The organism is Sulfitobacter sp., from assembly GCF_036961165.1.
GTDB lineage: Bacteria > Pseudomonadota > Alphaproteobacteria > Rhodobacterales > Rhodobacteraceae > Sulfitobacter.
Map to the genome: position 1 here is coordinate 1 of NZ_JBALVJ010000036.1, position 23,577 is coordinate 23,577.

A 23,577-nucleotide genomic window follows, 5' to 3' on the forward strand; every position below is an offset into this window, starting at 1 on the left:
ACCTTGGTACACCTTAAGTTGGCTGCAAACTGGTCGAATTACTGGGACCACCTCTGTCAATGCTATGAACAACGACAGTGTCTCGGTCTCTCACCCAATCCAACATTGATATGAGCGCGGGGCGATCTTTAGAGTTCTTGCCTGACAGTTCTTCTTCGAATGATTTATCAACCGCCCTCAAATCTTGCCGATCAAAGTTTTGGTCGACGGTGCTTACCCTGCGTTAGCCTACAGTGGACATATGCATATCCTTTAAATTTGACCCTTTATAGAATTCTGTCTACTAAAGTGAAATCAAGTTTCAATAGACGTGTAATGCATCACTTGCCGGTTATCTCCTTTGAATAGACCAATCCGAGAACTGCCCCGAATACGACATGCAGCATCGATGCCAAGGCTGCAGCCAACGCGCCGATGCCAAGGTTAATTCCGAACAGGCCGGCACCTGCCAGAGGCATCATAATAACCATCATGATGAGCCACGCTCCTACACCAAAGACGATGCCTTTAATGATCGCGTTGCTAGGAGGAATATACGAGTGCAGGATCGCGAACCCACCACCCCATGCGATTGTGCCAATAACAAAATGACCGATCCAACCTACGATCTCGGGAGCGCCGATCATTCCGGAGATCATGCCTACCGGTTCAAGCTCCGTCACAAGGCCCAAAAAGCCTTTGATAAGCATCATAATCGTCAATACAACCGTACAGCCGTGGCGATAGAGCCCGCGATCATTCCCTGTGCCAAGTTGGTCATTTTCTGTTCTTCCTGCTCCAAGAGTGAAGCGGTTAAAAATTATGTGTTTCCGAGAGCGGTGCTCACAGCGATTGCAATCCAACGCGCGGGAGGAGGGAAAAGTTTCGTCACCTAATTGGAGCTGTTTGATGGGCCGCTCATCCTAGTGGCGACGAGCCGGAGATTTTTGCTTTGCGGAGGTCACCAGCTACGGGTAGTAGACCTTGGCTCAGGCTAAAGCGACATTCCGTTATCCGCCCTTGCTGAAATACATTTCAAGCGTTCTTAGGATTAGGAGAACGTCGGTTTTGGTCTGCTTTACAACGCGCGACGTCCATCCCGAAAGGGCAGCGCAGGTATCCTTTTGGATAATTGGCGGAAAGTGCACACATTTGCGAATGGCTGTGGCTACTCTGAAACGTAGACGCAAAAACAGTCGCGCCAAGTGGATGGGCCCAGTATCGCAGGATCATCCATTCTTCCCCAGTGGGTTTGTGCACTACGCACTGGGAGGTCACTAGGGAAGAAAAAGGCTATGCCGACTTCTCGGTCATGAACATTTGATACGGCTAGAGGGCGACAACCTTTTGCCGCTGTTCGCCCAACCCGTCGATGCCAAGGCGTACTTCGTCGCCTTCGTTCAGCCAGACTTGTGGGGTCTTGCCAGCACCCACGCCCGGAGGTGTGCCGGTGCAAATCAGGTCACCGGGTTCCAGACGGGTGAATTCAGACATGTAGCTGACGATGGTTTCCACATCGAAAATCATGGTGGCTGTATTGCCGTCCTGCATCCGCTCCCCATTCACATCAAGCCACATTTCAAGGTTCTGGATATCCGCGAACTCGTCCTTCGTCGCCATGAACGGGCCTGTCGGGCAGAAGTTTGGAAAGCTCTTACCTTTCACCCATTGGCCTGATCGCTCCATCTGCCAGGCACGCTCGGACACATCATTGACCAGCACGAAGCCTGCGATGTGATCCATTGCCTCGGCTTTGGAAATGTTCAGGGTGGGTTTGCTGATGATAATGCCCAGTTCGACCTCCCAGTCCAGCTTTGTCATCTGGGGGGATTTGAGGATGTTGTCGTCAGGCCCGCAGTAGGTGACGGTTGATTTGTTGAACAGGATTGGCTCTTCAGGGACGGGCAGGCCTGCCTCTTTTGCGTGGTCCGAGTAGTTCAGCCCGACGCACCAGATGTTGAAGGGCTGTGCGACTGGTGGAGCCAGACGTTTGCCTTTGATGTCAGCGACGGGCAGGCTTTTGGGATCGGTAGCGGACAGTTGCGCCATAAGGTCCGGTGACAAGGTGCGCGGGCCAAAATCGGCGACAATGGACGACGCGTCGCGCGCGACACCATCAGTATCTATGATACAGGGGGTTTTGGCGCCATAGCGGTCTCCGTAACGCGATAGTTTCATGTGTTTATTTCCTTGCTAAGTCTCTTGTTCCATCCGGCGTGCGCAACGCGCATTGCCTGCCAATGAATGCGTGCCAAGCGCTGCGCCAAAGCGCAAGCCTTCGCGGCACTTTAGCATTTTTTCAGCGCCCGTGAAGAAGCTGCGATTTAGCTATAACTGGTCTTGAGGGGAGTTTCTGCGCGTTTGTTGATCGTGCCAGCTGATCTGGAGGATCGGCCCGGATTAGGGCCGATCCATTGTTTGATTACGCTGTGGCGGCTGCCTTGGTTTTGGACGCCAAGGCGTCTTCTTTGCGCGCAGTCGGGAAGAAGCTGTAATAGAACACAGGAGCCGCAATCAGTGTCAGGATCGATGCAAAGCCCAAACCGCCCATGATCGTGACGGCCATGGATGAAAAGAACGCATCTGACAGAAGCGGGATCATCCCAAGAATTGTCGTTGCTGCTGCTAGCATCACAGGGCGCAAGCGCGAAGTTGACGCATCCAGAATGGCATCACGGAATGGTACGCCATCGGCCCGCACAAGGTCGATCTCTTCCACAAGGACAATCCCGTTCTTGATCAGCATGCCAGACAGGCTAAGCAGTCCAAGCAGTGCGGTGAAGGAGAACGGCAGGTCTGTGGCGAGAAGGCCCAGAGCAACACCGTTCACGCTCATCGGGACAAGCAGCCAGATGATCAATGGTTGCCGGATTGTGCCAAACAGCAAAACCGAGATCAGGACCATGATGATAAGAGACAATGGCAACTGCTTGCCCAGAGACGATTGAGCCTCGGTCGAGCTTTCGTATTCGCCACCCCATTCCAGCGTGTAGCCTTCGGGTAGATCAATCGCCTCAATCGCGCCTCGGATCTGGTTAAACACAGCCGAGGCGTTCACACCAGCGGGCACATCGGCCTCAAGGGTGATGGTCGGCACACGATCACGGCGCACAAGGAAGGTATTCTGCGCCTCCCATCCTAACCCGTCCATGACCTGAGAAACCGGAATGTAGGTGGCTGCAGCCTCTGAATAGACTGGCAGATCAGCAAGGTGCGCGCCGCCTTCGATTTCTGCACTGTCAGAACGCATGATGATCGGGATCAGCCGATCTTCCTCACGGTAATAGCCAACTTGCAGGCCGTCCGTACCAAACTGCAAAGCTTGGGCCAGATCATCGCGGCCAACGCCGGCAGCCTTTGCCCGCTCGTCCGCAAAACGAGGTACGATGACAAGCTCGCGCTCGCGCCAATCGGTGCGCAGGTCCTGTAACTGGTCAGAGGCACCCCTTAGCGTTTTCTCGGCCTGTTCTGCCAATGACCGCAACACAACCAGATCAGGGCCGGATAATCGCGCCGCAATAGGTGCACCGCCACCGGGGCCAAAGGCCAACCGCTCGGTTCGGAATTCGCCAGATGTCAGCGTGGACCGGCCAAAGGTTTCTAGATCAGCCCGCAGGTCCGGAATTTGTTCAAGCGTGTCTGTCCGGATGATCAGGTGGCCGTAAGTGGGCAAGGCTTCTTCGGGTGCGTAGGTAAGCATGAAGCGTGTCGCGCCGCCGCCGATAAAGGTAGCAACGGATTTGACTTCTTCGCGTTCTGCCAACCAGTCCTCCAGCGCCTCCATGTCCTCGGATACGCGGTGGATGCTCGCCCCTTGGGGCAACTTGTAGTGCACATAGAACAGCGGCGTGTTGCTATCGGGGAAGAACTGCTGCTTCACCTGACCAAAGCCGATGTAGCAAAGAACAGTAATCGCGACTAACCCGAGGATCACGAGATAACGCAGGTTCAACGCTGCCGAGAGCACCTTGCGATACGCGCGGAACAGCGGGCCGCCGTAGTGGTCTCCGCCTTCACCTGTCCCGACCTTGAAGAAGTAATGTGCTAGCAATGGCGTCGCGGTGATGGCAAGTATCCATGACAACAGCAGCGAAATGCCGATCACGGCAAACAACGAAAACAGGAATTCACCTGTCGCATCGGGGCTGAGACCGATCCCCGCAAAGGCCATGATACCAATGACCGTAGCCCCCAGAAGTGGCGTTTGCGTTTTTTTCGCAACATCTTCAGCCGCATCGCGTGCGTTTTTGCCCTGCGCCATGTCGCCTTGCATGCCCTCTGCCACCACGATTGCGTTGTCTACGAGCATCCCCATGGCAATGATCAACGCCCCGAGCGAAATCCGCTCCATCTCGATGCCGAAAATAGCCATCATAAAGATGGTGCCCACGACGGTCAGCAACAGCGTGACGCCCACGACCACAGCCGCGCGCCAGCCCATGAATAGGGCGAGCACGATAAACACGATGGCGACCGACATGGCGAGGTTCAGTAGGAAGGCGTTGGACGCTTCGTCAACAACCACGTGCTGTTGATAGATCGGGTGCATCTCTACGCCCGCTGGCACGTCGCGCATGATCTCTGCCAGACGCGCGTCAACGCGCTGACCAACGTCCACAATGTTCAAGTCTGCTTTGCCCGCGATGCCCAGCGTGAATGCTTCCTCGCCCTGAAAGCGGACGATCTCGGTGGGTTCTTCCACGCGGTCGCGTTTGACGTCGGCAAGGTCCAGAAGGTCGATTATGTCGCCGCCGATACCGATGGTCAGATTGGCGATTTCGTCCACTGTGTCAGAGCCTTCCGGCGCCTGAATGCGGATGTCTTGCCCGTTCTGGGAGACACTGCCCGAGGTTGTGCGCGAATCCGTGTTGGCCAGCGCGCTGCCGATTGCGGCGGGGCCGATGCCGAGGTTATTCATAATAGATGTACGGGCATCCACATAGATCGCTTCGGATGGCAGGCCTGCAACAGCAACGTCTGCCACGCCTTCTACGGCCAGCAGTTCACGCCGGAGGTATTCCGAGATTCCGTGCACTTCGGCATCGCTGAACCCCGGCGCGGTGACGGCATAGAAGACGCCAAACACGTCCCCGAAGTTGTCGTTGACGATCGGAGTGCCTGCCTCAGGGGGCAGGTTGCGTTGGGCATCGGTCACGCGGTTGCGCAGTTTAGTCCAGATGGCAGGCAGTTCAGTGCCGTCAAAAGTTGATTCGATGTTCACCGAAATGCGGCTGATGCCGGGCTTGTTGGACGAGGTGATAAAGTCGATCTCGCCCATCTTCTGGATCTCGGATTCGATCGGCTCCGATACCTCGCGCGCCACCTGTTCGGCGCTGGCACCGGGGTATTGCGTGATGATGATGGCGTTCTTGATCGTGAATGACGGGTCTTCAAGGCGGCCGATCGTGGCAAAACCCCAGATGCCGCCCAACAGGCAGGCCAGCATGAGGATCCAGGTGATCAGCGCTTTGTCGATAGAGGCGCGTGCGATGGACATCGGCTTACTCCCCGATACGGGTGAACGGACGCACCGGCTGGCCGTCACGCAGCTGTGATGCACCGGTCGAAACGATCTGCGTGCCGTCAGAGAGGCCTTCAATCAGATAGAGCAGCCCGTCCTCATGCATCTCGATCTCGACCGATGTCTGTCGAACGGTTCCATCTTCATACACCATCACAAAAGCCTCACCAGCGGGGCCGTAGATCAGCGCAGTTTTGGGCACGACGGTGCCGTTGGGGGCTATGCCTTCGGCGCTGGTATATACCGTCACAGACGCACCCGGAAAAACGAATGCACCCGGGTTGTCGGCAAAGGCCAGCGTGATCGTGTAAGATTGACCAACGCTGGAGGTCTCGGTCTCGAACTCCCTCATGTTCAGGGGAAAGCGCCTGTCGTCTCCGGGGAAGACAGCAGAGAACTCCACCTGATCGCGCGCGCCGGCCTGACGGAATAAGACTTCGGGGACCTCGATATCCACCCGCAATTCGGAGATGTCATGGAGGCGTACAACGGGCGTGCCTGCGGTGACGGTCTGATAGTTTGCGATCAACCGGCGTGCTACCAGCGCGTCAAATGGCGCGCGTAGTGTCGCGTGGCCCAAATTGTCCTGCGCACTCTCCAACGCGATTTCCGCAAGTCTCAGCGTGGTTTCCGCATCGCGCACCTGAACGGCCGAGACAGCCTGTCCCTGCAGGCTTTCAAGCCGCTTCGCATCACGCTGCGCTTTGTCATAATTCAACTGAGTCTGAGCAACGGCGCGTTGATAACCCGCAAGATCAAGCTGCGCGATCAATGCGCCAGATGGCATGGTGGCACCTTCTTCGGCGCTCAGTGCCAGCAATTGACCACCCACCTGAAAGGCCAGATCTACGGTCTGACGCGCTGCGACCTGACCAAAGAACTGTCGTTGCAATACAACTGGCCGGTTTGACAGCTCCATCAGCTTGACCGGCTTCGGGGCAGGCTGCACCGCCTCTTCCTGAGCCATTGCTGTAAACGGGATAATGAGGGCTAAAACCCCAGTGAAAAACCAATGACTGCGCATGTGTCGTTCCTCGGCCATAGACAAGAATATGTAATGGTCACCTATATCGCTTTCTGAAAAAAGCAAACCGTTTAGTTCACTTTTATTCTGCACCGGCAATCACGTGATCTGTGCAGCTATGCACGCTCTTGTGGCCAGCGTATCAACGGTGCTCTGCCGATGTCTTGTCGCGCGCTTAGAAAAGGGCGGACGGCAGCCAAGTTGCGAGGGAAGGTAAAGCCCAGACCAGAAGGATGCCGACCGCCTGCAGTGCAATGAAAGGTACTACGCCACGGTAGATGTGGCCCGTGGTAATCTCCTTGGGCGCAGCGGCGCGCAGGTAGAATAGCGAAAAGCCGAAAGGCGGCGTGAGAAAACTGGTTTGCAAGTTGATCGCCAAGAGCACGCCCAACCAGATTGGATCATGCCCCATGATGATCAGGGAAGGGGCCACAAGCGGCAGCACGATCACTGAGATCTCCACGAAATCCAGAAAGAACCCGAGGACGAAAACAAAGAGCATCACAAACAGCAGCGCGCCATTGGCGCCACCTGGCAGGTTCTCAAGCAGATGTGCCACGCGTTCTTCTCCGCCCAACCCGATAAACACCAATGAGAAGAAACCGGCGGCAAGGATGGTGGCAAAGATCATCGCGGTCATGGTCAGCGTTGAGCTCACTGCGTCATGGATGATTTTTGTGCGAATGGCGGCGCGTAGGGCTAGCACGACAGCCCCAAGCCCCACCATCGCGAGTAGCGCATAGAAGCCACCGATCACGTATTCCAGCGCGCCGTTGTCATTTCGTTGCAACCGCACAGGGTAGGCCCCAGCAAGCAAGCCCAAAAGAACCAGCGCGGCGGCACCCGTCAGGATCAGCTTTGGATTGATCCCTATTCGGCGCCCGGCCATCAATAGCGCGCCAATCGCCCCGACAGAGGCCGCCTCGGTCGGGGTTGCGACCCCGCCAAGAATTGCACCGAGGACCGCGAAAATCAGCAAGACAGGTGGAACTATGGCGGCGATAATTTCGTGCCGGTCGGGACGTGCAAGGCCGATGTCAGCGGGTGGCATGTCAGAAGGACGCAGCACGCCGCGGATCAGGATATAGAGAAGGTACAGCGAGACGAGCAGCAGCCCCGGGATCATCGCAGCCGCAAAGAACTGACCGACCGACAACGCCTCGACGGCGAATTTGCCCTGTTCGTATTGCGCCTGCTGGTAGGCATTGGACATCACGTCCGCCAGAATGATCAGCAGGGTAGACGGGGGAATGATCTGTCCCAACGTGCCGGCGGTACAGACGATGCCTGCGGATAGGGCAGGGTTGTATCCCGCGCGCAGCATAGAGGGCAGGGCGATCATCCCCATTGCCACCACTGTTGCACCAACAATGCCGGTCGAGGCGGCCAGCAGGGCACCAACCAGCACGACAGAAATGCCTAAGCCCCCGCGCAGCTGCCCAAAGCAGCGACCCATCGTGTCCAAAAGCTCTTCGGCGATTTTGCTTTTCTCCAGGATCGCGCCCATCAGCACAAACACAGGAATGGCGATCAGCACCTGATTGCCAATCAGCCCATACGCACGTTGCCCCAAAGCACCCAGCAGCGAGACATCCATAACCCCAAGCATCCAGCCCAGATAGGCAAAGGCAATGGCCACACCAGCGATGCTGAAGGAAACGGGAAAGCCCGACAGCACTGCGGCCATCAGGGCTGCAAACATGATCAGGTCAAGATATTCGGTCATGTGGTGCTTTCTTTATGAAACAAGCGCACCAGCAGCGATACTGATTGCAACAAGATCAGGATGCAAAAGGCAGGGATGAGGGATTTGAGCAGGAAGACAGCCTCAATCCCGCCAACAGAAATTGGCCCCTCAAGAATCTTCCACGAATTGCGAACCGACGGCCAAGACCAATAGAGCAGGGCCGTCATTGAAGGGATCAGCAGGAAGAGGTGGCCCAGAATATCAATACGCCTGCGGGCGGCATCACTGACCTTCGCATAAAACACGTCAACGCGGACGTGCTTGTCCACCAGCAGGGTAAAACCCGCGCCCAGCATGAAAAGGGCGGCGTGCATGTACAGCACGCTTTCCTGCGCAGCGATGGAGTTGTAGCCGAAAACGTAGCGCCCGATGACGATGCAGAACTGCACCAACACCATAATCAGGGCGAGCCATCGCACAACGCTGGCGACAGCGCGGTTCATCTGGTCGATTGCATCAGCGATCACAAGCCTATTCGCCCCCATGGCTTCAAGTGCGATGCGCAGCACAACAGCCGCGCATCGCAAGTGCATCAATAGTTGAGCACGCCCGCGCGGGCATTCATCTGGCCGTTGTCGGCGTAGGTCATGTAACCGCCCACCAAATCACGGTACGCGATGAAGCTTTTGGTGATGCGCACCACTAGCTCATCGTCATCAGCCAGATATTCCTGCATGATCTCTTGCGCGGCCACACCCATGGCTGCGATCACATCGTCGGGCAGCTTGCGCACCTGAACGTTATGCTCGGACACCAGTGTTTGTAGCGACTGTGCATGTTTGGTCATGTATTCAGTCCAGACAGGGTTATAGAGACCCTGACAGGCCTGCGTGACGACCTCTTTCAGATCATCCGGCAGCTCCGCGAACACTTCCGCGTTCACGCCGCATTCCTCTGCCGAGGAAGGCTCGCCCACGCCGATACCAGTTTCCACTCACGCACGTCCTGCGCAATGGCTGGGACTGCAAGCGTTGTGGCTGCAGCACCAATGCCGACTGATGCTAGAAATTTCCGTCTGTCCATTTGAATTCTCCTTGTTGGGTTTAGGGGCGGGTGGTTTTTATTCCCGCTCGTTTATTGTGGCGCCGAACTCTTGCTGAACGGCGCCACCGACTTTCATTAGTTCAAGAGGTGCAGGGCATTGCTCAGTTCCCCAGAATACGCGGCAGGCGCAGGCCGTTTTCCCGCGCACAGGCGACGGCGTCTTCATAGCCTGCATCCGCGTGCCGCCAGACGCCGCTGGCCGGATCGTTCCACAACACACGCTCGATCCGTTTTGCCGCCTCTGGCGTACCGTCGGCGCAGATGACAACGCCGGAGTGCTGTGAAAATCCCATGCCAACACCGCCGCCATGATGGATGCTGACCCATGTGGCCCCGCTTGCGGTGTTGACTAGCGCGTTCAGAAGCGGCCAATCAGACACGGCGTCAGAGCCGTCCTTCATCGCTTCGGTCTCGCGGTTGGGGGAGGCGACCGACCCAGAGTCCAAGTGATCACGCCCGATCACAACGGGGGCCTTCAACTCTCCGCTCGCGACCATTTCGTTAAAGGCGAGCCCCGCACGATGGCGGTCCCCCAATCCAATCCAGCAAATACGCGCAGGCAGGCCCTGAAAGGCGATGCGCTCACGCGCCATATCCAGCCAGTTGTGAAGGTGGGTGTTGTCGGGGAACAACTCCTTCATCTTCTGATCGGTCTTGTAGATGTCCTCGGGATCGCCGGACAATGCGCACCAGCGGAAGGGCCCGATGCCACGGCAGAACAGCGGCCGGATATAGGCGGGCACAAAACCGGGGAAGGCAAAGGCGTTCTCAAGCCCTTCCTCCAGTGCGACCTGCCGGATGTTGTTGCCGTAATCCAGCGTCGGCACACCTGCATTCCAAAAGTCCACCATCGCCGAGACATGTGCCTTCATGCTGGCGCGGGCGGCTTTCTCTACTGCCTTGGGATCGCTCTCTTGCTTGGCGCGCCAGTCTGCCACGCTCCACCCTTGGGGCAAGTAGCCGTGAAGAGGATCATGGGCGCTGGTCTGGTCGGTGACGATGTCGGGGCGGACTGTGCCTGCCTTCATGCGCTTCACAAGTTCGGGAAAGACATCTGCGGCGTTGCCCAGCAAGCCTACTGACTTTGCCTCGCCCTTGGCTGTCCAGTCGGCGATCATCGCTAATGCCTCGTCCAGCGTTTGAGCTTTGGCGTCGAGGTATCGCGTACGGATGCGGAAATCTATGCGGGTCTCGTCGCACTCCACGGCCAGACAGCAGGCGCCGGCCATGACCGCCGCCAATGGCTGGGCGCCGCCCATGCCCCCTAAACCGCCGGTCAGAATCCACTTACCTGTAAGATCTCCGCCATAGTGCTGACGGCCCGCCTCAGCGAATGTTTCAAACGTGCCTTGAACGATGCCTTGGGTGCCAATGTATATCCACGATCCAGCGGTCATCTGGCCGTACATCGCCAGACCCTTCTTATCGAGTTCGTTGAAGTGATCCCAAGTAGCCCAGTGCGGCACAAGGTTGGAGTTGGCGATCAGAACGCGGGGCGCGTCTGTGTGGGTTTTGACAATCGCGATCGGTTTGCCCGATTGGACCACCAGCGTCTCGTCTGCTTCAAGGTCTTTCAGGCTGGCAACGATGCAGTCGAAATCCTCCCACGTCCGCGCGGCGCGCCCGATGCCGCCATATACCACCAGCTCATGCGGGTTCTCGGCGACATCAGGGTGCAGGTTGTTCATCAGCATCCGCAGCGGCGCTTCGGTTTGCCAGCTTTTGGCGTTCAGCTCAGGCCCAGTGGGCGGATAGATGTCGCGGGTATTCTTGCGGGGATCGCTCATGATGGCCTCCAGTCAGACAGGGTTTCGAGAATGGTTTTGAGGTGCACACGCAGACGCGCTGCGCGAACGGTTTCATAGGCCCACGGCGGGGCCTCTTGCATGTAGGTGGATTGGGCCAACTCCATCTGGATCTCATGGACGCTTTGCGCAGGTTTGCCATAGTGCCGCGTGGTCCATCCGCCCTTAAAAATAGCGTTTAAGATTGCGGTGTAATTATCTGATTTAGAGCAGATACTTGCAATTGAAGCTTCAATGCCAGGCGCGCAGGTTGCGCCCGAATTTGTGCCGATGTTGAAATCTGGCAAGACGCCCTCGAAAAGAAACGGGATACGCGACCGGATCGAGTGGCAGTCATAAAGCAGCGCAAAACCGTGGATCGTCTTGACCCGTTCCAGCTCTGCCGACAAGGCCGCGTGGTAAGGTGCATGATAGGTGGCGCGTCTGCGTTCGATCTCTGCGTCGTCGGGTTCCAAGTCATCGTGGTAGATAGGCACCCCGTCGAAATCGGTCAACGGGCACAGTCCGGTGGTGTTCTGACCGGGGTACAGGCTTGCGCCCGACGGGTCGCGATTGACGTCGATCACATAGCGATGGACGGTCGTGCGTACAGTGGTCACGTCCGGTACCAATCCCTCATAGAGGGTGTGGATGTGCCAATCAGTGTCCGCGATGGCACGGCCTGTTTCGTTCAATCGCGCGCGACAATCTTCAGGGATCTGCGTGCCAGTGTGTGGCAAGCCCAACACCAGCGGGCTGTCACCTTGGGCGACGTCGATCAAGCTCACAGCATCATCTCCAGACTGGCGGCCGTGGCGAGGCTGTCAGTGGAAATGCAATCGGCTGCGGCTCTGATGTCGGGGGCAAGGTAGCGGTCTTGCTGCAAGCTCGGCACGACCTTGCGCAGGCAATCCATTGCAGATTGCAGAGGCGCTGATGTGACCAGCGGCGCGCGTTGTTCGATGCCTTGCGCGGCGCACATCGCCTCGATGCCCAAGATGACCGAAAGGTTCGCCGTCATCCGGCCCAGACGGCGTGCGCCATGCGCTGCCATACTCACGTGGTCCTCCTGATTGGCCGAGGTCGGCGTGCTATCGGTCGAACAGGGGTTCGCGAGGTGCTTGTTCTCGCTCATCAACGCGGCGGTGGTGACTTCGGCGATCATGAGGCCAGAATTCAATCCCGGTGCTGGTGTCAGAAACGGCGGTAGGTCGAAGGACAGCGTCGGGTCCACCATTAGCGCCACGCGGCGCTGGGCAATTGCTCCGATCTCAGCCAGCGCCAATGCGATCTGATCGGCGGCAAAGGCCACCGGTTCCGCGTGGAAGTTGCCGCCAGACAGAATCTCGCCCGTTTCGGGGATCACCAACGGGTTGTCGGTGACCGCATTCGCCTCGATCTGGAGCGTCTGCCCAGCATAGCGCAGTAGGTCGATGGCAGCGCCCGTCACCTGTGGCTGACAACGGATGCAATAGGGGTCTTGAACGCGTGCGTCGCCCTCGCGGTGGCTTTCGCGGATGACACTTCCGTCCAGCAGGCGCGACATCGCGGCGGCCACTTCGATCTGGCCTTGATGACCGCGCAGGCTGTGGATCGCAGGATTGAGTGGAGCGGTAGAGCCCATGATGGCGTCCGTGGACATAGCCGATGTAACAACTGCAGCACGCGCAGCGGGCCAACCATCGAAAAGGGCGGCCAGCGCGAGGGCGGTCGAAAACTGGGTGCCGTTGATCAGGGCCAGTCCTTCTTTTGGGCCCAGCACGACGGGTTGAAGCCCCGCCGCATCTAAGGCCGCACCACCTGCCATGGTTCTATCCTGAAATACCGCTTCACCTTCACCGATCATCACCGCAGCCATATGCGCCAGAGGTGCCAGATCGCCCGAAGCGCCGACCGACCCTTGCACGGGGATCACTGGTAATACGCCGCGTGTCAGCATCGCCTCGATCAGCGCGCAGATGTCCCAGCGCACGCCCGAAGCGCCACGGCCCAGCGACAGCAGCTTAAGCGCCATCATCAGGCGGGTGGTGGTAGGCTCCAGTGCTTCGCCCACACCGCAGCAATGGGACAGGATCAGATTGCGTTGCAGAGTTTCTGTATCCTCTGGCGCGATCCGTACAGAGGCAAGTTTGCCGAAGCCGGTGTTGATGCCGTAAACGGGTGTGTCGCCGCTTGCCGCCTGTGCAACGGTTGCCGCAGACGCCTCAACCGCACCACGTGCGTCCGGATCAAGCTGCACTGCATCGCTCCCGCGCCACAGCGTTTCAAGTTCCGCTAGCGTGGCCGCGCCGGGGTAGAGTTTAACGGTCATACGACGCCTCCAAATAAGCGGGCATGCAGGGGATTGATCCCGATGCCATAAGATAATTCTGCCGGATCGCTGATGTTCCAGATTGCCAGATCGGCGCGCATGCCTTCTGCGATGACACCGCAATCTGTCAGCCCCAGCGCGCGGGCCGCATTGCGTGTGGTGCCAGCCAGTGCCTCGGCGGGGGTCATTCGGAATAAGGTGCAGGCCATGTTCATCGCCAGCAGTAGTGATCCCATGGGAGAGGAGCCGGGGTTCCAGTCGGTGCCCACAGCCATCGGCACGCCGTGATCGCGGAAGGCCTGAAGCGGCGGGGCCTGCGTTTCATGGATGGTGTAGAACGCGCCGGGTAGCATCACGGCAACCGTACCGGCTGCTGCCAAAACTGCGGCATCCGCGGGGGTGGCATATTCCACATGATCGGCAGAAAGCGCGCCATACTGCGCCGCCAAAGCCGTGCCGCCGATGTGACTAAGCTGTTCGGCGTGCAGCTTCACCGGAAGGCCAAGCGCGCGCGCTTTGTCAAAAACGCGGGCAATTTGGGCTGTGTCAAAGGCGATGCCTTCGCAAAACCCGTCCACTGCATCCACCAGCCCTTCAGCGTGGGCCGCCTCTAGTGCGGGTAAGCAGATGGTATCGATGTAGGCATTCGCGCCCATGCCTGCGGGAACCGCATGGGCACCCAAAAAGCTGGTGACGACGCGAACGGGCCGCTGTTGTTCAAGCTGGCGTGCCACACGCAGCATCTTAAGCTCGGTTTTAACGTCCAATCCATATCCAGATTTGACCTCGACCACGCTGACCCCTTGGGCGATCAGCGCATCGATGCGCGGCAGAGCGCTCGCTAGCAGCGCTTCCTCGGTTGCCGATCGGGTTGCCGTGACGGTCGAGATGATCCCGCCGCCTGCGCGCGCCACTTCTTCGTAGCTCGCGCCATTCAGGCGCATCTCGAATTCGCGCGCGCGGTTGCCGCTGTGGACGATATGCGTGTGGCAATCGATCAAGGCAGGGGTGACCAGCCGTCCCTCAAGGTCCTGACGCTGTAGTCCGGCGTATCTTTTGGGAAGCGCTGTGGCGGTTCCAACCCAGTCGATTATGCCCTCGGACACAACAATCGCGGCATCATTGATTAGACCGTACCCTTCGGCGTCCGAGTCCATCGTTGCGGCTATCAGGCCGGTCATAACTTGCGAAGGGGGCATCAAGAATCCTTGTGTTGAGAGTTACATAAAATTAATATGTATGTACTTAATAAAGTCAACGGAGTTGTTTGGTGCAGATAATTCACGCGAAACAGGTGCTTACCCCAAATGGTTGGCAAAGCGATCTTGAAGTTACCTTGGATGCCAGTGGTCGAATCGCCGATGTGGGGCCGCAGCGGCACGCTCCGACAGACCGCATAGCGCTGCTGCTGCCTGCGCTATTGAACCTGCACAGCCATGCGTTCCAGCGCGCGATGGCCGGCCTGACCGAAGCGCGTGGCCCTGATCCGCGCGACAGCTTCTGGAGCTGGCGGCGGCTGATGTACAAATTTCTGGACCAGTTGTCGCCGGATCAGGTGGAAGCTATTGCCGCACAAGTGTTCATGGAAATGCTGGAGGCAGGCTATGGCGCTGTCGCAGAGTTCCATTACCTGCACCATGATGTTGGGGGTATGCCCTATGACAATCTTGCTGAGATGTCTGAGAGGGTCGTCTCGGCTGCCATGACCAGTGGCATCGGGCTGACCTTGCTGCCTGTCCAGTATCAATATGGCGGCTGCGACCTGCGCCCGCTCAACGGCGGGCAGCAACGTTTCGGTAATGATCCCGAGCGTTTCCTACGCCTGCACGCAGATGCCGTGAGGGCTGCTGCTGCGGGGCCAACCGATTATACATCAGGGCTCGCGCCGCATTCTTTGCGGGCGGTTGATCCTGCGGGTCTTGCCGCGATCCTTGATCAGGCGGGGTCTGGCCCCGTTCACATGCATCTGGCCGAGCAGGTGGCGGAAGTTAACGAAGTTCTTGCCCACCTGGGCGCGCGCCCGACTGAGTGGCTGCTGGACAACCACAACGTAGGCCAGCGCTGGTGCTTGATCCATTGCACCCAGATGACCGAAGCCGAGACTGCGGCCCTGGCTAAGACAGGTGCCGTTGCCGGTCTTTGTCCGCTGACCGAGTCGAACCTCGGGGATGGGATTTTTAACGGCACTACCTATTTAGGGCAGGGCGGCACCTTGGGGTTTGGCTCTGACTCAAATGTGCATATCTCACTGTTCGAAGAGCTCAAGACGTTGGAATACTCGCAGCGCCTGCGCGATCTGTCGCGGGCTGCGCTGGCAACGGAAGGTCGCTCGACGGGTCGTGTCCTGTTCGAGGCCGCGGCAAAAGGTGGCGCGCAGGCGGGCGGGCGCAATAGTGGCCGGATCGAGATGGGCGCATGGGCTGATCTTGTAGGATTGGACGATGACAACCAGTGGCTCTGTAACCGGCAAGGTGATGCAGCCTTGGACAGCCTGATCTTCGGGGGCGGCGGTCAATCATGTGTACGCGATGTCTGGAGCGCTGGCCGCCGTGTGGTCAAAGAGGGTCGCCATTTCAAACGCGATGCCATAGTTTCAAACTTCAAAACCGTGATGCGACAACTGGAGACTAACATTTGACTGGGCAGACGCGGCTTTCCTGGACTGATGTGCGCGATACCATCCGCGACCGTATCCTAAGCAGAACTTACGCCCCCGGCGATAAACTGCCGCGGGATGAAGATATCGCAGCCGAGTTGGGCTGCGCGCGGCCCACTGTCCACCGTGCCATGCAAGATCTTTCCCAGATCGGTTTGGTGGAGCGTAAGCGCAAAGGCGGCACACACGTCAGGGCCGATCCGGTCACCCGCGCCACCTTTGACATCCCCATCACGCGGCGCGAGGTTGAACAGCGTGGCAGCAAGTACGATTACCAGTTGATCAGCCGAACGGTGGCAGACGCTCCCACAGCGGTGATGGCGCGGTTCGGCATTCGCCAACCGGTTAAGATGCTTCGGGTCAAGGCGTTACATCTGGCCGACAACCGGCCCTACATCTTTGAAGACCGCTGGGTCGATATCCGTTCAAACCCCGATATTCTGGATGTCGATCTTGAAAGCGAAAGCGCCAACGAATGGCTGGTGCGCAATAAGCCGTATAGCCGCCTTGATGTGCGGTTCTATGCCATGAGCGCCGAGGGCGAGAGCGCCGAGTACCTCGCGACCAATGCTGGTGCCGCGCTGTTGGTGATAGAGCGTACTACATGGCTTGGTCATGATCCTATCACGACCGTTCAGGCCGTCGCGGCCCCGGGATATCAGCTGGTAGCGCAGAACTGATCAGGTTGGGGTTCTGCCTTAACCTGTGATGATGTGCGCTACGCAAGAGCTCCAACATCTGTCACCAATTTGCTTGTATGTCATGCCGACTTCAGCTCAGTTCTAAAGCTGGGAGGCGGCCTTTGTCGTCATGTGCGACAATCCGAAAGCGGGCAAAGCTTTTTTGTGTAATTGGTTGTCGTGATGTTGCTGGAGCACTGTATTAGGCTGGCCGTCTAGGTCGTTAGGAAGTGGGATAGATGAAAGTTTTTTCAAGCAAAAACAGGCCGGTTCATAAAGGTCCCTATCCCTGTGAACTGCTGGCAAGGTGCATTGATGTCCCGGATTTATCCATGGTGCCTAAGCATCCACAGCTGGTTTTTGAACGCCTCGAAGACCCCCGCAGCATCGTCAACGCGATGGGTGAATATCATGCGATGCTGGACGCCATCCGCCATGGCAACACCAACGCGCAGCCTGCTGCCTGTCCGGATGATCCTGCAGAACGTGCAACGCATCTGAAGTCCTTTGGCTATTTCGCGGACGCGGCTGTGGTGGGCACCTGTCTGCTGCCAAGCTCTGCGATGCTGGATAAACCGCACCGCAATCCGGCGTTGTCGCGACTGGCAGAAACTTTGTGCACGCGCCAGACAAAGACGTTGGCCTCTGGCATTGATGTGATCATGGCGGATTTGAAGGATTCCATCAAATCACCTCCGGGCGCGATAGACGGGCATACCCATGCAATCGTTTTCCTCTATGAAAACCCCCGCGCGCCAGAGGAAGGCGAAGCAGGAACTGGCTGGATACATCAGGCGCAAGGTCATCGGGCAGGGCTTTTAGCTGCGGAAACGGCGGTGGTCGTCGCCGAATACATCCGCCTTCTGGGTTATGATGCCCGCGCCCATACGGGCGCTGATGCCGATGTTGATCTCAACCAACTCGCGGTTGCCGCCGGCCTAGCCACGCTAGAGGATGGCGTTCTGAGCCATCCATATATAGGCACGCGGTTCGGTCTGGCGGCGATCACAACCACGTTTGAAGTCCAGCCCGATCTGCCACAAAAGCCTATGGCGCAGCAGCCTTCGTCTGCCTTTGGCGTGAAGTGGCGGTTTGGCGGAGCTTATGCGCGCAATGCCTCCAACGCGGTGCCCTTTGCCAAGCGGCGCTTTGTCGATGGCGCACATCCTTTTGAAACACTTAAACGGGTCGATAACCCCACAACTTACATCGACGCGCCCCGGGTGGCACGGGTGCCGAAACGGGCGGATATGTTCGCCCGCGCGCAATTCGGCGACCTAGGCAAGGCGGTGCAGAAGGGAGCGGCGGGCGGCCATTATGCGCGCAAGGCGGCGCCCTCTATGGCGCAACGCCGTGCGCTGGGCGCCTTTGTTCTGCTGCAAGATGGCCCACCCGCAAAGCAGCGGGTGGAGCTACCCCCGCAAGAAGCGGCGGAACTGGTTAAGGCGACAGCTTATTGGTTGGGTTGTGATGCGGTGGGTATCTCGGCCTGTCCGGGCTGGACGTGGTACAGCCACGATGCACGTGGCGATGTGATTAATCCGCCGCATGATCAGGCGATCAGCGTAGTCATCGATCAAGGCTATGAGACGATGGAGGGGGCCAGCGGCGACGACTGGATCAGTGTCGCTCAATCCATGCGCGCCTATCTTCGGTTCTCATTGTTGGGCGGGGTGATTGCACAGCAAATCCGCAATCTGGGCTATAGCGCCAAGGCACATACCGTGATGGACGGCGAAGTGTTGCAACCGCCGCTGTTGTTGCTGTCTGGCTTGGGAGAGGTCAGCCGGATCGGAGAGGTCATCCTTAACCCCTTCCTTGGTCCGCGCTTGAAGTCGGGCGTTGTGACGACAGATCTGCCCATGGCCCATGACAAACCCATCGACTTTGGCCTGCAAAAGTTCTGCGAAGCCTGCAATAAATGCGCACGTGAATGTCCGTCGGGGGCAATCACCGCTGGTCCAAAGCTGATGTTCAACGGCTACGAAATTTGGAAATCGGACAGTCAGAAATGCGCCACCTACCGGATCACCACCGAAGGCGGGGCGATGTGCGGACGCTGCATGAAAACCTGTCCGTGGAATCTGGAAGGGCTGTTCGCGGAAAAGCCATTCCGCTGGGCGGCGATGAACATCCCTTCCGCCGCACCGTTGCTGGCAAAGCTTGACGATGCGGTGGGCAATGGCGGGCTCAACCCAGTCAAGAAGTGGTGGTGGGATCTGGAGCTGGACGATAGCGGCAGTTATCAGCCAGCAAAAGCCCCCGTTAACACGCGCGAGCTGCAAAAGGACCTTGATCTCAAATACGAGGACCAGACGCTGGCGGTCTATCCCGCGCCATTGGCTCCGCCGCCCTATCCTTATCCCTATCCGATGGACCGCGAGGCAGGGATCGAAGCGTATCAGGCCATGATCACAGCAGAGCAATACATAGCGCATCTGGAAAACGGGACCGTTGATCAGGTCGCCCATATCTATACCGCCGACGGCGAAAGCCCGGTCATCCACGCACAGGTGAGCAAGGTCGAGCTCATTGCCGAAGGGGTCACCAAATACGAGTTCAGCGCCCTTGATGGCTGCGATTTGCCGGAGTGGGAGGCTGGCGCGCATCTGGATATCGTCGTTGCCCCTGAATTCTTGCGCCAATACTCCATGTCAGGCAACCCAGCGGACCGGAGCATTTATCAGATCGCCGTACTGCGCGAAGATGAGGGGCGCGGTGGCTCAAAACTGATGCACCGGATCTTTACGCAGGGACGGCGTGTGTTCATCTCTCGTCCGATCAACCATTTCGGTCTGGTGGATGAGGCTACGCATACGGTGCTGATGGGCGGCGGGATTGGCATTACACCGATGATCGCCATGGCGCACGAGCTGACCGCCAAGGGCCGCTCGTTCGAGCTGCACTATTCGGGCCGATCGCGCAGAACGATGGGATTTCTGGATGAATTGACCGGTTTTGACTGGGCGTCACGGGTGACGCTGCACGTCTCAGATGAAGGTAGCCGCGCGGATTTATCGATATTTTTTGCGAAGCAGCCCGAGGGCACCCATGTTTATACCTGCGGGGCAGAAGTCTACATGGCCGCCGTCATGCAAGCCGCGTCAAAGGCTGGATTGCCAGACGAAGCGCTGCATCTTGAATATTTCTCGGTGCCCGAAGTACCTGATTATGTGAACCATGACTTCACGCTACGGCTGGCCAAATCAGGGCGCGATCTACTTGTACCCGCTGACCGCGCGGCAACAGATGTGCTTGCGGAAAACGGGATTCATCTGGACGTCAAATGCGCGGATGGCCTATGCGGGGTGTGCAAATGCGGGCTGATCTCGGGGGAGGTAGAACACCGCGATTTCGTGCTGTCCAAAGCGCAGCGCGAAAACACGGTGATCTTGTGTCAGTCCCGCGCCGCGAAAGAAGGCGGCGTGATCGAGGTCGACCTCTAAAAGTTCAGCCGTTTCTGACAGGCACACGGTCGGGCTGTGTGTCCCTAGGGCGGGTTGCAAGGTAGCCCTCCAGATCCAGGGTAGCGACAAGTTCATCAACCGCGACACCCGCGCCTTTGACGATCATTTGCACCCGTAGCAGCCATTCACTGTGATCCGAGACGTAGATCACGATGGTATTATCATCCAGCTCAAGCTCTTGCAGCGTATTCGTTAGACGGCCCACCTGGTGGTCGATAAAAGCGAGCTGACTATAGGTGCTGGCGATGACCTCGCGAAGTTGCTCATCGGTTTGCGGTGGAATGCGGCTGTGGGCTGGTGCGGATCGGGGGCGGACATTCAGATGCAAAACGGTATATCCCCGTCACGGCGATGACGCAGCAATTCGATGGCACGGTCAGCAGTCTAGGGCGTGTCATTTTCATTTTTCCAAACATCTGCGCAAGGATTGGGTCGCGACCAGAACGGTGAGCGCCATGAACAGCACCGCAACAGGGCTGATGAACCGGGACCAAGGGTCTCCGCCTGCGGCCGAGAAGGCCTGCTGCGCCTTGCATTTAAGATTGCCAACTAGAATGAAGGCAATCTCGAAGGGCAGGGGAGACATGCCCACTTGCTGCACAAAATAACCAAATACTCCAAACACCAAGGCAAACGAGATGGTGTGCATCTGCTACGCTTCGACATAGGGCGTCGTGAGAGTGAGCGGCAGCACGACTGGCATCAGCACGACTGGCATCAGCACATGTTTTTGAATGCGTGTCATCGCGCAGACCATCCGCCGATGTGGAAGGCGACAGACCCCTGAAACCCCATCCAGATGCAATCGAACGGGCCAGTTACACGTCCCCATTCGGCGGCAGCTGAATGGCATGCCCAGATCGGTTAACTTCGGCGCGTCTGGCGGGATAGACAAGCCAGATGCCATATCGACCAGCTCACCCGCTGTGACACCTTTGCCCCCAACGCCGTCCGTAAATCCTGGTTCCATGTCACCGTTCATAACGGCTTTGCCGCTTTTGACAGAAATGATTTTCAAATCAACACCCTGTGCCTTGCCCGTTGATACGCCAAATCCCCAGCTTTCGGCTCATGGTACCAAACCGCAGATTTTCGCCCGCCTTGGCTGCAGCGACGGTATCTACGATGGTAGCCCAGCCTTTGTCGGATTTGGACGTAATACCCATCTGGAAGCTGGCGGTTGTGGTTATAGCGGTGAAGTTATCAGGGGAAATACCCGCATCCGCTGCGCGCGTAGTGTAGCCCAGCGTTTCTGTCACAACCATTCCAATGACGGAGCTGTCATTGGGCATGCCCTTGATCGCCATGGGAAGATTCATCTCGTCGTTGCCGGAATTTGCTCAGGGATGCACTGCCAACCCAACGTTGCTTCTAGATTCTCTGCGATTATGCGTGCTTGGGGTTTAGCAGCTCCGCCCGCGGCAGAGGTGATCATCAGGTTGCTTGGGCCGGGTGGGGTCCAGCCGGCAGCCTTGAGGCCAGTCGCGGATGCAGTCATTACGAAAGAGGCAGCGGCAGCTTTGATAGAGTGTTTCACGTTCTCTCCCTCAGTTTTTGTTAGGAAATCGGCGTAAGTTGAGGGGTGATCTAGAATGATTAAGAGTTATTCTGGCGCGTGATGAGGAGGTTCTGAGAGTTATGATAATAGACCAAACCGAGATTGAATAAGCAGTTGATCCAAAATAAAAAGTAGCCATTGCACCAGTGCCTGACCTATCGGATTTCGCGCGTGCAGGCGAAGCTCAACACTCAAGCCACGCGGTTGCTGAAGCGAGAGCTGGAAAAACCCTGTCGCAATGGCGTGTGATCGCATTGGTGGGGGCGGCAGGACGTACAAAGCTCTCTGGGCTGGCGCAAGAAACCGCGTTCGATAAGGGGTTGTCGAGCCGTAACATCAAGACGCTGATCGAAGGCGGGTTGCTACAATCCGAAACCGATCAAAAAGATCACCGGGTCCAGACCTGAGCCTGACCACCAAGAGCCAAGAACGTTTAGGGCGCGCTACCGATTACTCAAGCGCGCGAATGCAGGCTGCGTGCTGACCTGTCAGAGGATCAAATCGCCGTCTTCCGCACAGTTCTAGACAAGCTTGAGGTCGCTTCGGAAGAATAGGAGTGTCCAACGTGACACAGTCTGATCTGCTCGTCATCATGTGGGACGAGTATCCGGAAAGAGCCGTGGGATGCGCGGGGTATCCCTTTGTTCAGACGCCACATTTGGATGCTCTGGCGGCGCATGGCATGCAGTTTAACGATGCCTACACCCCTTCGCCCATCTGCGTACCGGCCCGCGCCACCTTTGTCGCTAGACGACAAGTGCGCCAGACGCGGCTGTGGGGCCATGCAACGCCCTACACCAGCGCACCGTGTGGCTGGGGCTATGCGTTGCAGGGTTCCGGCTTGCCGGTCGAAAGCATCTGCAAGCTGCATTACCGCGATGCCGAAGATCCTGCCTAATCTAATGTCGAACATATCTGGTGTCGGTGGTGGGCAGTGTAGGCATGGTCACCCGGTATTTCCCGCACGAGGTGCCGCAGAAGTATTCCAATCTCTATCCGCTAAACCAGTCGCCACAGGCAAAGCTGCATCCCGACGATGGCTGTGTGCGTGATCGTTGGGTGGAAAACCAGAATGCGCCGCTGAACTATGCGGCTCAGTTCGAGGACGCGTAAGAGCGTCTGCGCGCCATGGCGGCCTAATACAGATGGTGCACATTTTTTGACCACAATATCGGGCAGATCGCTAGCGCATTGGATGCAGCCGGATTTGGCGAACATACCAGCATCGTCTATACGTGCGATCATGGCGATAATTTGGGCGCGCGCGGGCTTTGAGGCAAGTCCAAGCTCTATTAGGAAAGCGTTAGCATCCCCATGATCATGGCACGCCCCGAAATCGCTGTGGGGGTGTCTGAAACGCCTGTCTCGTTACCGGATGTGGCGGCGATGATCCCCGCGCTTTTCGCCCTTGATAGTGATTGCAGGTCATTGCCCGAAATTGCGCAAAAACCTGTGGGCCAACAGTGTGAGGCTCAGAGCAAGGATCACGCTGTTGGCGCGGTTTCTGGTGGGATGATATTCCGTGAGGGGCGGTGGAAGCTCAACTGGTACGTTGACTTTGCACCCGGATTTTCCAATCTTGTTATCGATACGGAGGAATTGGTCGATCTGACTGGTGATCCGGCTTATTCAGAAGCATTGCAGATGATGAAGACCGCCCTGCACCCATTGCCTGGATCACGGACGGCTATTTCGGTTCAAGCGGTGTGCTGATGCACGATCTGCATGCTAGAACGGGCTTGTTGCCCAGTCAGGAAGTCTGGAAAGCCCGCGACGGAAAGCTGCCGCGCCCGTGGGCCATGCCGG

At 57.7% G+C, this 23,577-nt stretch carries 23 protein-coding genes and 1 pseudogene; 7 read left to right on the forward strand and 17 right to left on the reverse strand.

All coding sequences use genetic code 11. The features are described 5' to 3' along the window. Positions 1-13: 13 nt before the first annotated feature. The 12 genes and pseudogenes from V7730_RS14520 to hutI all read right to left on the reverse strand — a co-directional run. Positions 14-208, reverse strand: a pseudogene (locus V7730_RS14520) (recombinase family protein); the annotation flags it as partial. A gap of 112 nt (positions 209-320) precedes the next feature. Beyond that, entirely contained in the window at positions 321-842 is a 522-nt protein-coding gene (locus tag V7730_RS14525; RefSeq protein WP_335748318.1) for a DUF6789 family protein, read from the reverse strand. A gap of 466 nt (positions 843-1,308) precedes the next feature. Then, a complete protein-coding gene (locus V7730_RS14530) occupies positions 1,309-2,157 on the reverse strand; it encodes a fumarylacetoacetate hydrolase family protein (RefSeq protein WP_335748319.1) in 849 nt (282 codons plus the stop codon). A gap of 244 nt (positions 2,158-2,401) precedes the next feature. Further along, positions 2,402-5,476 carry an efflux RND transporter permease subunit gene (locus V7730_RS14535; protein WP_335748320.1) on the reverse strand — a complete coding sequence of 1,025 codons (3,075 nt, stop codon included), beginning with the start codon at positions 5,474-5,476 and terminating at the stop codon, positions 2,402-2,404. A gap of 4 nt (positions 5,477-5,480) precedes the next feature. Next, a complete protein-coding gene (locus tag V7730_RS14540; RefSeq protein ID WP_335748321.1) occupies positions 5,481-6,524 on the reverse strand; it encodes an efflux RND transporter periplasmic adaptor subunit in 1,044 nt (347 codons plus the stop codon). A 175-nt stretch (positions 6,525-6,699) separates the two neighbouring features. Next, positions 6,700-8,250 carry a TRAP transporter large permease gene (locus tag V7730_RS14545; RefSeq protein WP_335748322.1) on the reverse strand — a complete coding sequence of 517 codons (1,551 nt, stop codon included), beginning with the start codon at positions 8,248-8,250 and terminating at the stop codon, positions 6,700-6,702. Continuing rightward, positions 8,247-8,714 carry a TRAP transporter small permease subunit gene (locus tag V7730_RS14550; protein ID WP_443070226.1) on the reverse strand — a complete coding sequence of 156 codons (468 nt, stop codon included), beginning with the start codon at positions 8,712-8,714 and terminating at the stop codon, positions 8,247-8,249. Before V7730_RS14550 ends, V7730_RS14545 begins: the two co-directional genes overlap by 4 nt. 89 nt (positions 8,715-8,803) lie before the next feature. Then, complete coding sequence (locus tag V7730_RS14555) at positions 8,804-9,205, reverse strand: hypothetical protein (RefSeq protein WP_335748323.1); 402 nt, start codon at positions 9,203-9,205, stop codon at positions 8,804-8,806. Positions 9,206-9,416: 211 nt separating this feature from the next. Continuing rightward, the gene (gene hutU, locus V7730_RS14560; RefSeq protein ID WP_335748324.1) at positions 9,417-11,102 is read right to left on the reverse strand and encodes a urocanate hydratase; all 1,686 of its coding nucleotides are present in this window, start codon (positions 11,100-11,102) and stop codon (positions 9,417-9,419) included. After that, on the reverse strand, positions 11,099-11,881 hold the full coding sequence (gene hutG, locus V7730_RS14565) for an N-formylglutamate deformylase (RefSeq protein ID WP_335748357.1): 783 nt from the start codon (positions 11,879-11,881) through the stop codon (positions 11,099-11,101). Before hutG ends, hutU begins: the two co-directional genes overlap by 4 nt. Before the next feature lie 2 nt (positions 11,882-11,883). Beyond that, positions 11,884-13,410 carry a histidine ammonia-lyase gene (gene hutH / locus V7730_RS14570; RefSeq protein WP_335748325.1) on the reverse strand — a complete coding sequence of 509 codons (1,527 nt, stop codon included), beginning with the start codon at positions 13,408-13,410 and terminating at the stop codon, positions 11,884-11,886. Next, on the reverse strand, positions 13,407-14,609 hold the full coding sequence (gene hutI, locus V7730_RS14575) for an imidazolonepropionase (protein WP_335748326.1): 1,203 nt from the start codon (positions 14,607-14,609) through the stop codon (positions 13,407-13,409). The genes hutH and hutI overlap by 4 nt, the downstream gene beginning before the upstream one ends. A 71-nt stretch (positions 14,610-14,680) precedes the next feature. Between hutI and V7730_RS14580 the strand changes: the two genes are divergently transcribed. From V7730_RS14580 to V7730_RS14590, 3 genes are all read left to right on the forward strand, one after another. Continuing rightward, on the forward strand, positions 14,681-16,048 hold the full coding sequence (locus V7730_RS14580; protein ID WP_335748327.1) for a formimidoylglutamate deiminase: 1,368 nt from the start codon (positions 14,681-14,683) through the stop codon (positions 16,046-16,048). Continuing rightward, on the forward strand, positions 16,045-16,746 hold the full coding sequence (locus tag V7730_RS14585) for a GntR family transcriptional regulator (RefSeq protein ID WP_335748328.1): 702 nt from the start codon (positions 16,045-16,047) through the stop codon (positions 16,744-16,746). Before V7730_RS14580 ends, V7730_RS14585 begins: the two co-directional genes overlap by 4 nt. A 239-nt stretch (positions 16,747-16,985) precedes the next feature. Next, complete coding sequence (locus V7730_RS14590) at positions 16,986-20,192, forward strand: reductive dehalogenase (protein WP_335748329.1); 3,207 nt, start codon at positions 16,986-16,988, stop codon at positions 20,190-20,192. 4 nt (positions 20,193-20,196) lie between these two features. Here V7730_RS14590 and V7730_RS14595 read toward each other — a convergent pair whose 3' ends face one another. The 5 genes from V7730_RS14595 to V7730_RS14615 form a co-directional block, all read right to left on the reverse strand. Continuing rightward, positions 20,197-20,541: a sulfatase-like hydrolase/transferase gene (locus V7730_RS14595; RefSeq protein ID WP_335748330.1), complete on the reverse strand. Its 345-nt coding sequence runs from the start codon at positions 20,539-20,541 to the stop codon at positions 20,197-20,199. Between the two features lie 72 nt (positions 20,542-20,613). Then, positions 20,614-20,862: a hypothetical protein gene (locus tag V7730_RS14600; RefSeq protein ID WP_335748331.1), complete on the reverse strand. Its 249-nt coding sequence runs from the start codon at positions 20,860-20,862 to the stop codon at positions 20,614-20,616. A 3-nt stretch (positions 20,863-20,865) separates the two neighbouring features. Continuing rightward, a complete protein-coding gene (locus V7730_RS14605) occupies positions 20,866-21,231 on the reverse strand; it encodes a hypothetical protein (RefSeq protein ID WP_335748332.1) in 366 nt (121 codons plus the stop codon). Position 21,232: 1 nt separating this feature from the next. Beyond that, on the reverse strand, positions 21,233-21,532 hold the full coding sequence (locus V7730_RS14610; RefSeq protein WP_335748333.1) for a hypothetical protein: 300 nt from the start codon (positions 21,530-21,532) through the stop codon (positions 21,233-21,235). Further along, positions 21,529-21,750 carry a hypothetical protein gene (locus V7730_RS14615; protein WP_335748334.1) on the reverse strand — a complete coding sequence of 74 codons (222 nt, stop codon included), beginning with the start codon at positions 21,748-21,750 and terminating at the stop codon, positions 21,529-21,531. The genes V7730_RS14610 and V7730_RS14615 overlap by 4 nt, the downstream gene beginning before the upstream one ends. Positions 21,751-21,917: 167 nt before the next feature. Between V7730_RS14615 and V7730_RS14620 the strand changes: the two genes are divergently transcribed. The 4 genes from V7730_RS14620 to V7730_RS14635 all read left to right on the forward strand — a co-directional run bounded on the left by V7730_RS14620 (position 21,918) and on the right by V7730_RS14635 (position 23,484). Next, positions 21,918-22,178 carry a helix-turn-helix domain-containing protein gene (locus tag V7730_RS14620; protein ID WP_335748335.1) on the forward strand — a complete coding sequence of 87 codons (261 nt, stop codon included), beginning with the start codon at positions 21,918-21,920 and terminating at the stop codon, positions 22,176-22,178. Between the two features lie 158 nt (positions 22,179-22,336). After that, complete coding sequence (locus V7730_RS14625) at positions 22,337-22,669, forward strand: sulfatase-like hydrolase/transferase (RefSeq protein ID WP_335748336.1); 333 nt, start codon at positions 22,337-22,339, stop codon at positions 22,667-22,669. 44 nt (positions 22,670-22,713) lie between these two features. Continuing rightward, on the forward strand, positions 22,714-22,884 hold the full coding sequence (locus V7730_RS14630) for a hypothetical protein (protein ID WP_335748337.1): 171 nt from the start codon (positions 22,714-22,716) through the stop codon (positions 22,882-22,884). 207 nt (positions 22,885-23,091) lie between these two features. Further along, complete coding sequence (locus V7730_RS14635) at positions 23,092-23,484, forward strand: hypothetical protein (protein WP_335748338.1); 393 nt, start codon at positions 23,092-23,094, stop codon at positions 23,482-23,484. Positions 23,485-23,577 lie beyond the last annotated feature (93 nt).

What these genes read in the sequence shown, in the direction of transcription:
- V7730_RS14530 (WP_335748319.1), bottom strand. Translation starts at nt 2,157, where the DNA reads ATGAAACTATCGCGTTACGGAGACCGCTATGGCGCCAAAACCCCCTGT.
- V7730_RS14535 (WP_335748320.1), bottom strand. Translation starts at nt 5,476, where the DNA reads ATGTCCATCGCACGCGCCTCTATCGACAAAGCGCTGATCACCTGGATC.
- V7730_RS14540 (WP_335748321.1), bottom strand. Translation starts at nt 6,524, where the DNA reads ATGCGCAGTCATTGGTTTTTCACTGGGGTTTTAGCCCTCATTATCCCG.
- V7730_RS14545 (WP_335748322.1), bottom strand. Translation starts at nt 8,250, where the DNA reads ATGACCGAATATCTTGACCTGATCATGTTTGCAGCCCTGATGGCCGCA.
- V7730_RS14550 (WP_443070226.1), bottom strand. Translation starts at nt 8,714, where the DNA reads ATGAACCGCGCTGTCGCCAGCGTTGTGCGATGGCTCGCCCTGATTATG.
- hutU (WP_335748324.1), bottom strand. Translation starts at nt 11,102, where the DNA reads ATGAGCGATCCCCGCAAGAATACCCGCGACATCTATCCGCCCACTGGG.
- hutH (WP_335748325.1), bottom strand. Translation starts at nt 13,410, where the DNA reads ATGACCGTTAAACTCTACCCCGGCGCGGCCACGCTAGCGGAACTTGAA.
- hutI (WP_335748326.1), bottom strand. Translation starts at nt 14,609, where the DNA reads ATGCCCCCTTCGCAAGTTATGACCGGCCTGATAGCCGCAACGATGGAC.
- V7730_RS14590 (WP_335748329.1), top strand. Translation starts at nt 16,986, where the DNA reads ATGAAAGTTTTTTCAAGCAAAAACAGGCCGGTTCATAAAGGTCCCTAT.
- V7730_RS14600 (WP_335748331.1), bottom strand. Translation starts at nt 20,862, where the DNA reads ATGCACACCATCTCGTTTGCCTTGGTGTTTGGAGTATTTGGTTATTTT.
- V7730_RS14610 (WP_335748333.1), bottom strand. Translation starts at nt 21,532, where the DNA reads ATGAATCTTCCCATGGCGATCAAGGGCATGCCCAATGACAGCTCCGTC.
- V7730_RS14630 (WP_335748337.1), top strand. Translation starts at nt 22,714, where the DNA reads ATGGTCACCCGGTATTTCCCGCACGAGGTGCCGCAGAAGTATTCCAAT.
- V7730_RS14635 (WP_335748338.1), top strand. Translation starts at nt 23,092, where the DNA reads ATGGCACGCCCCGAAATCGCTGTGGGGGTGTCTGAAACGCCTGTCTCG.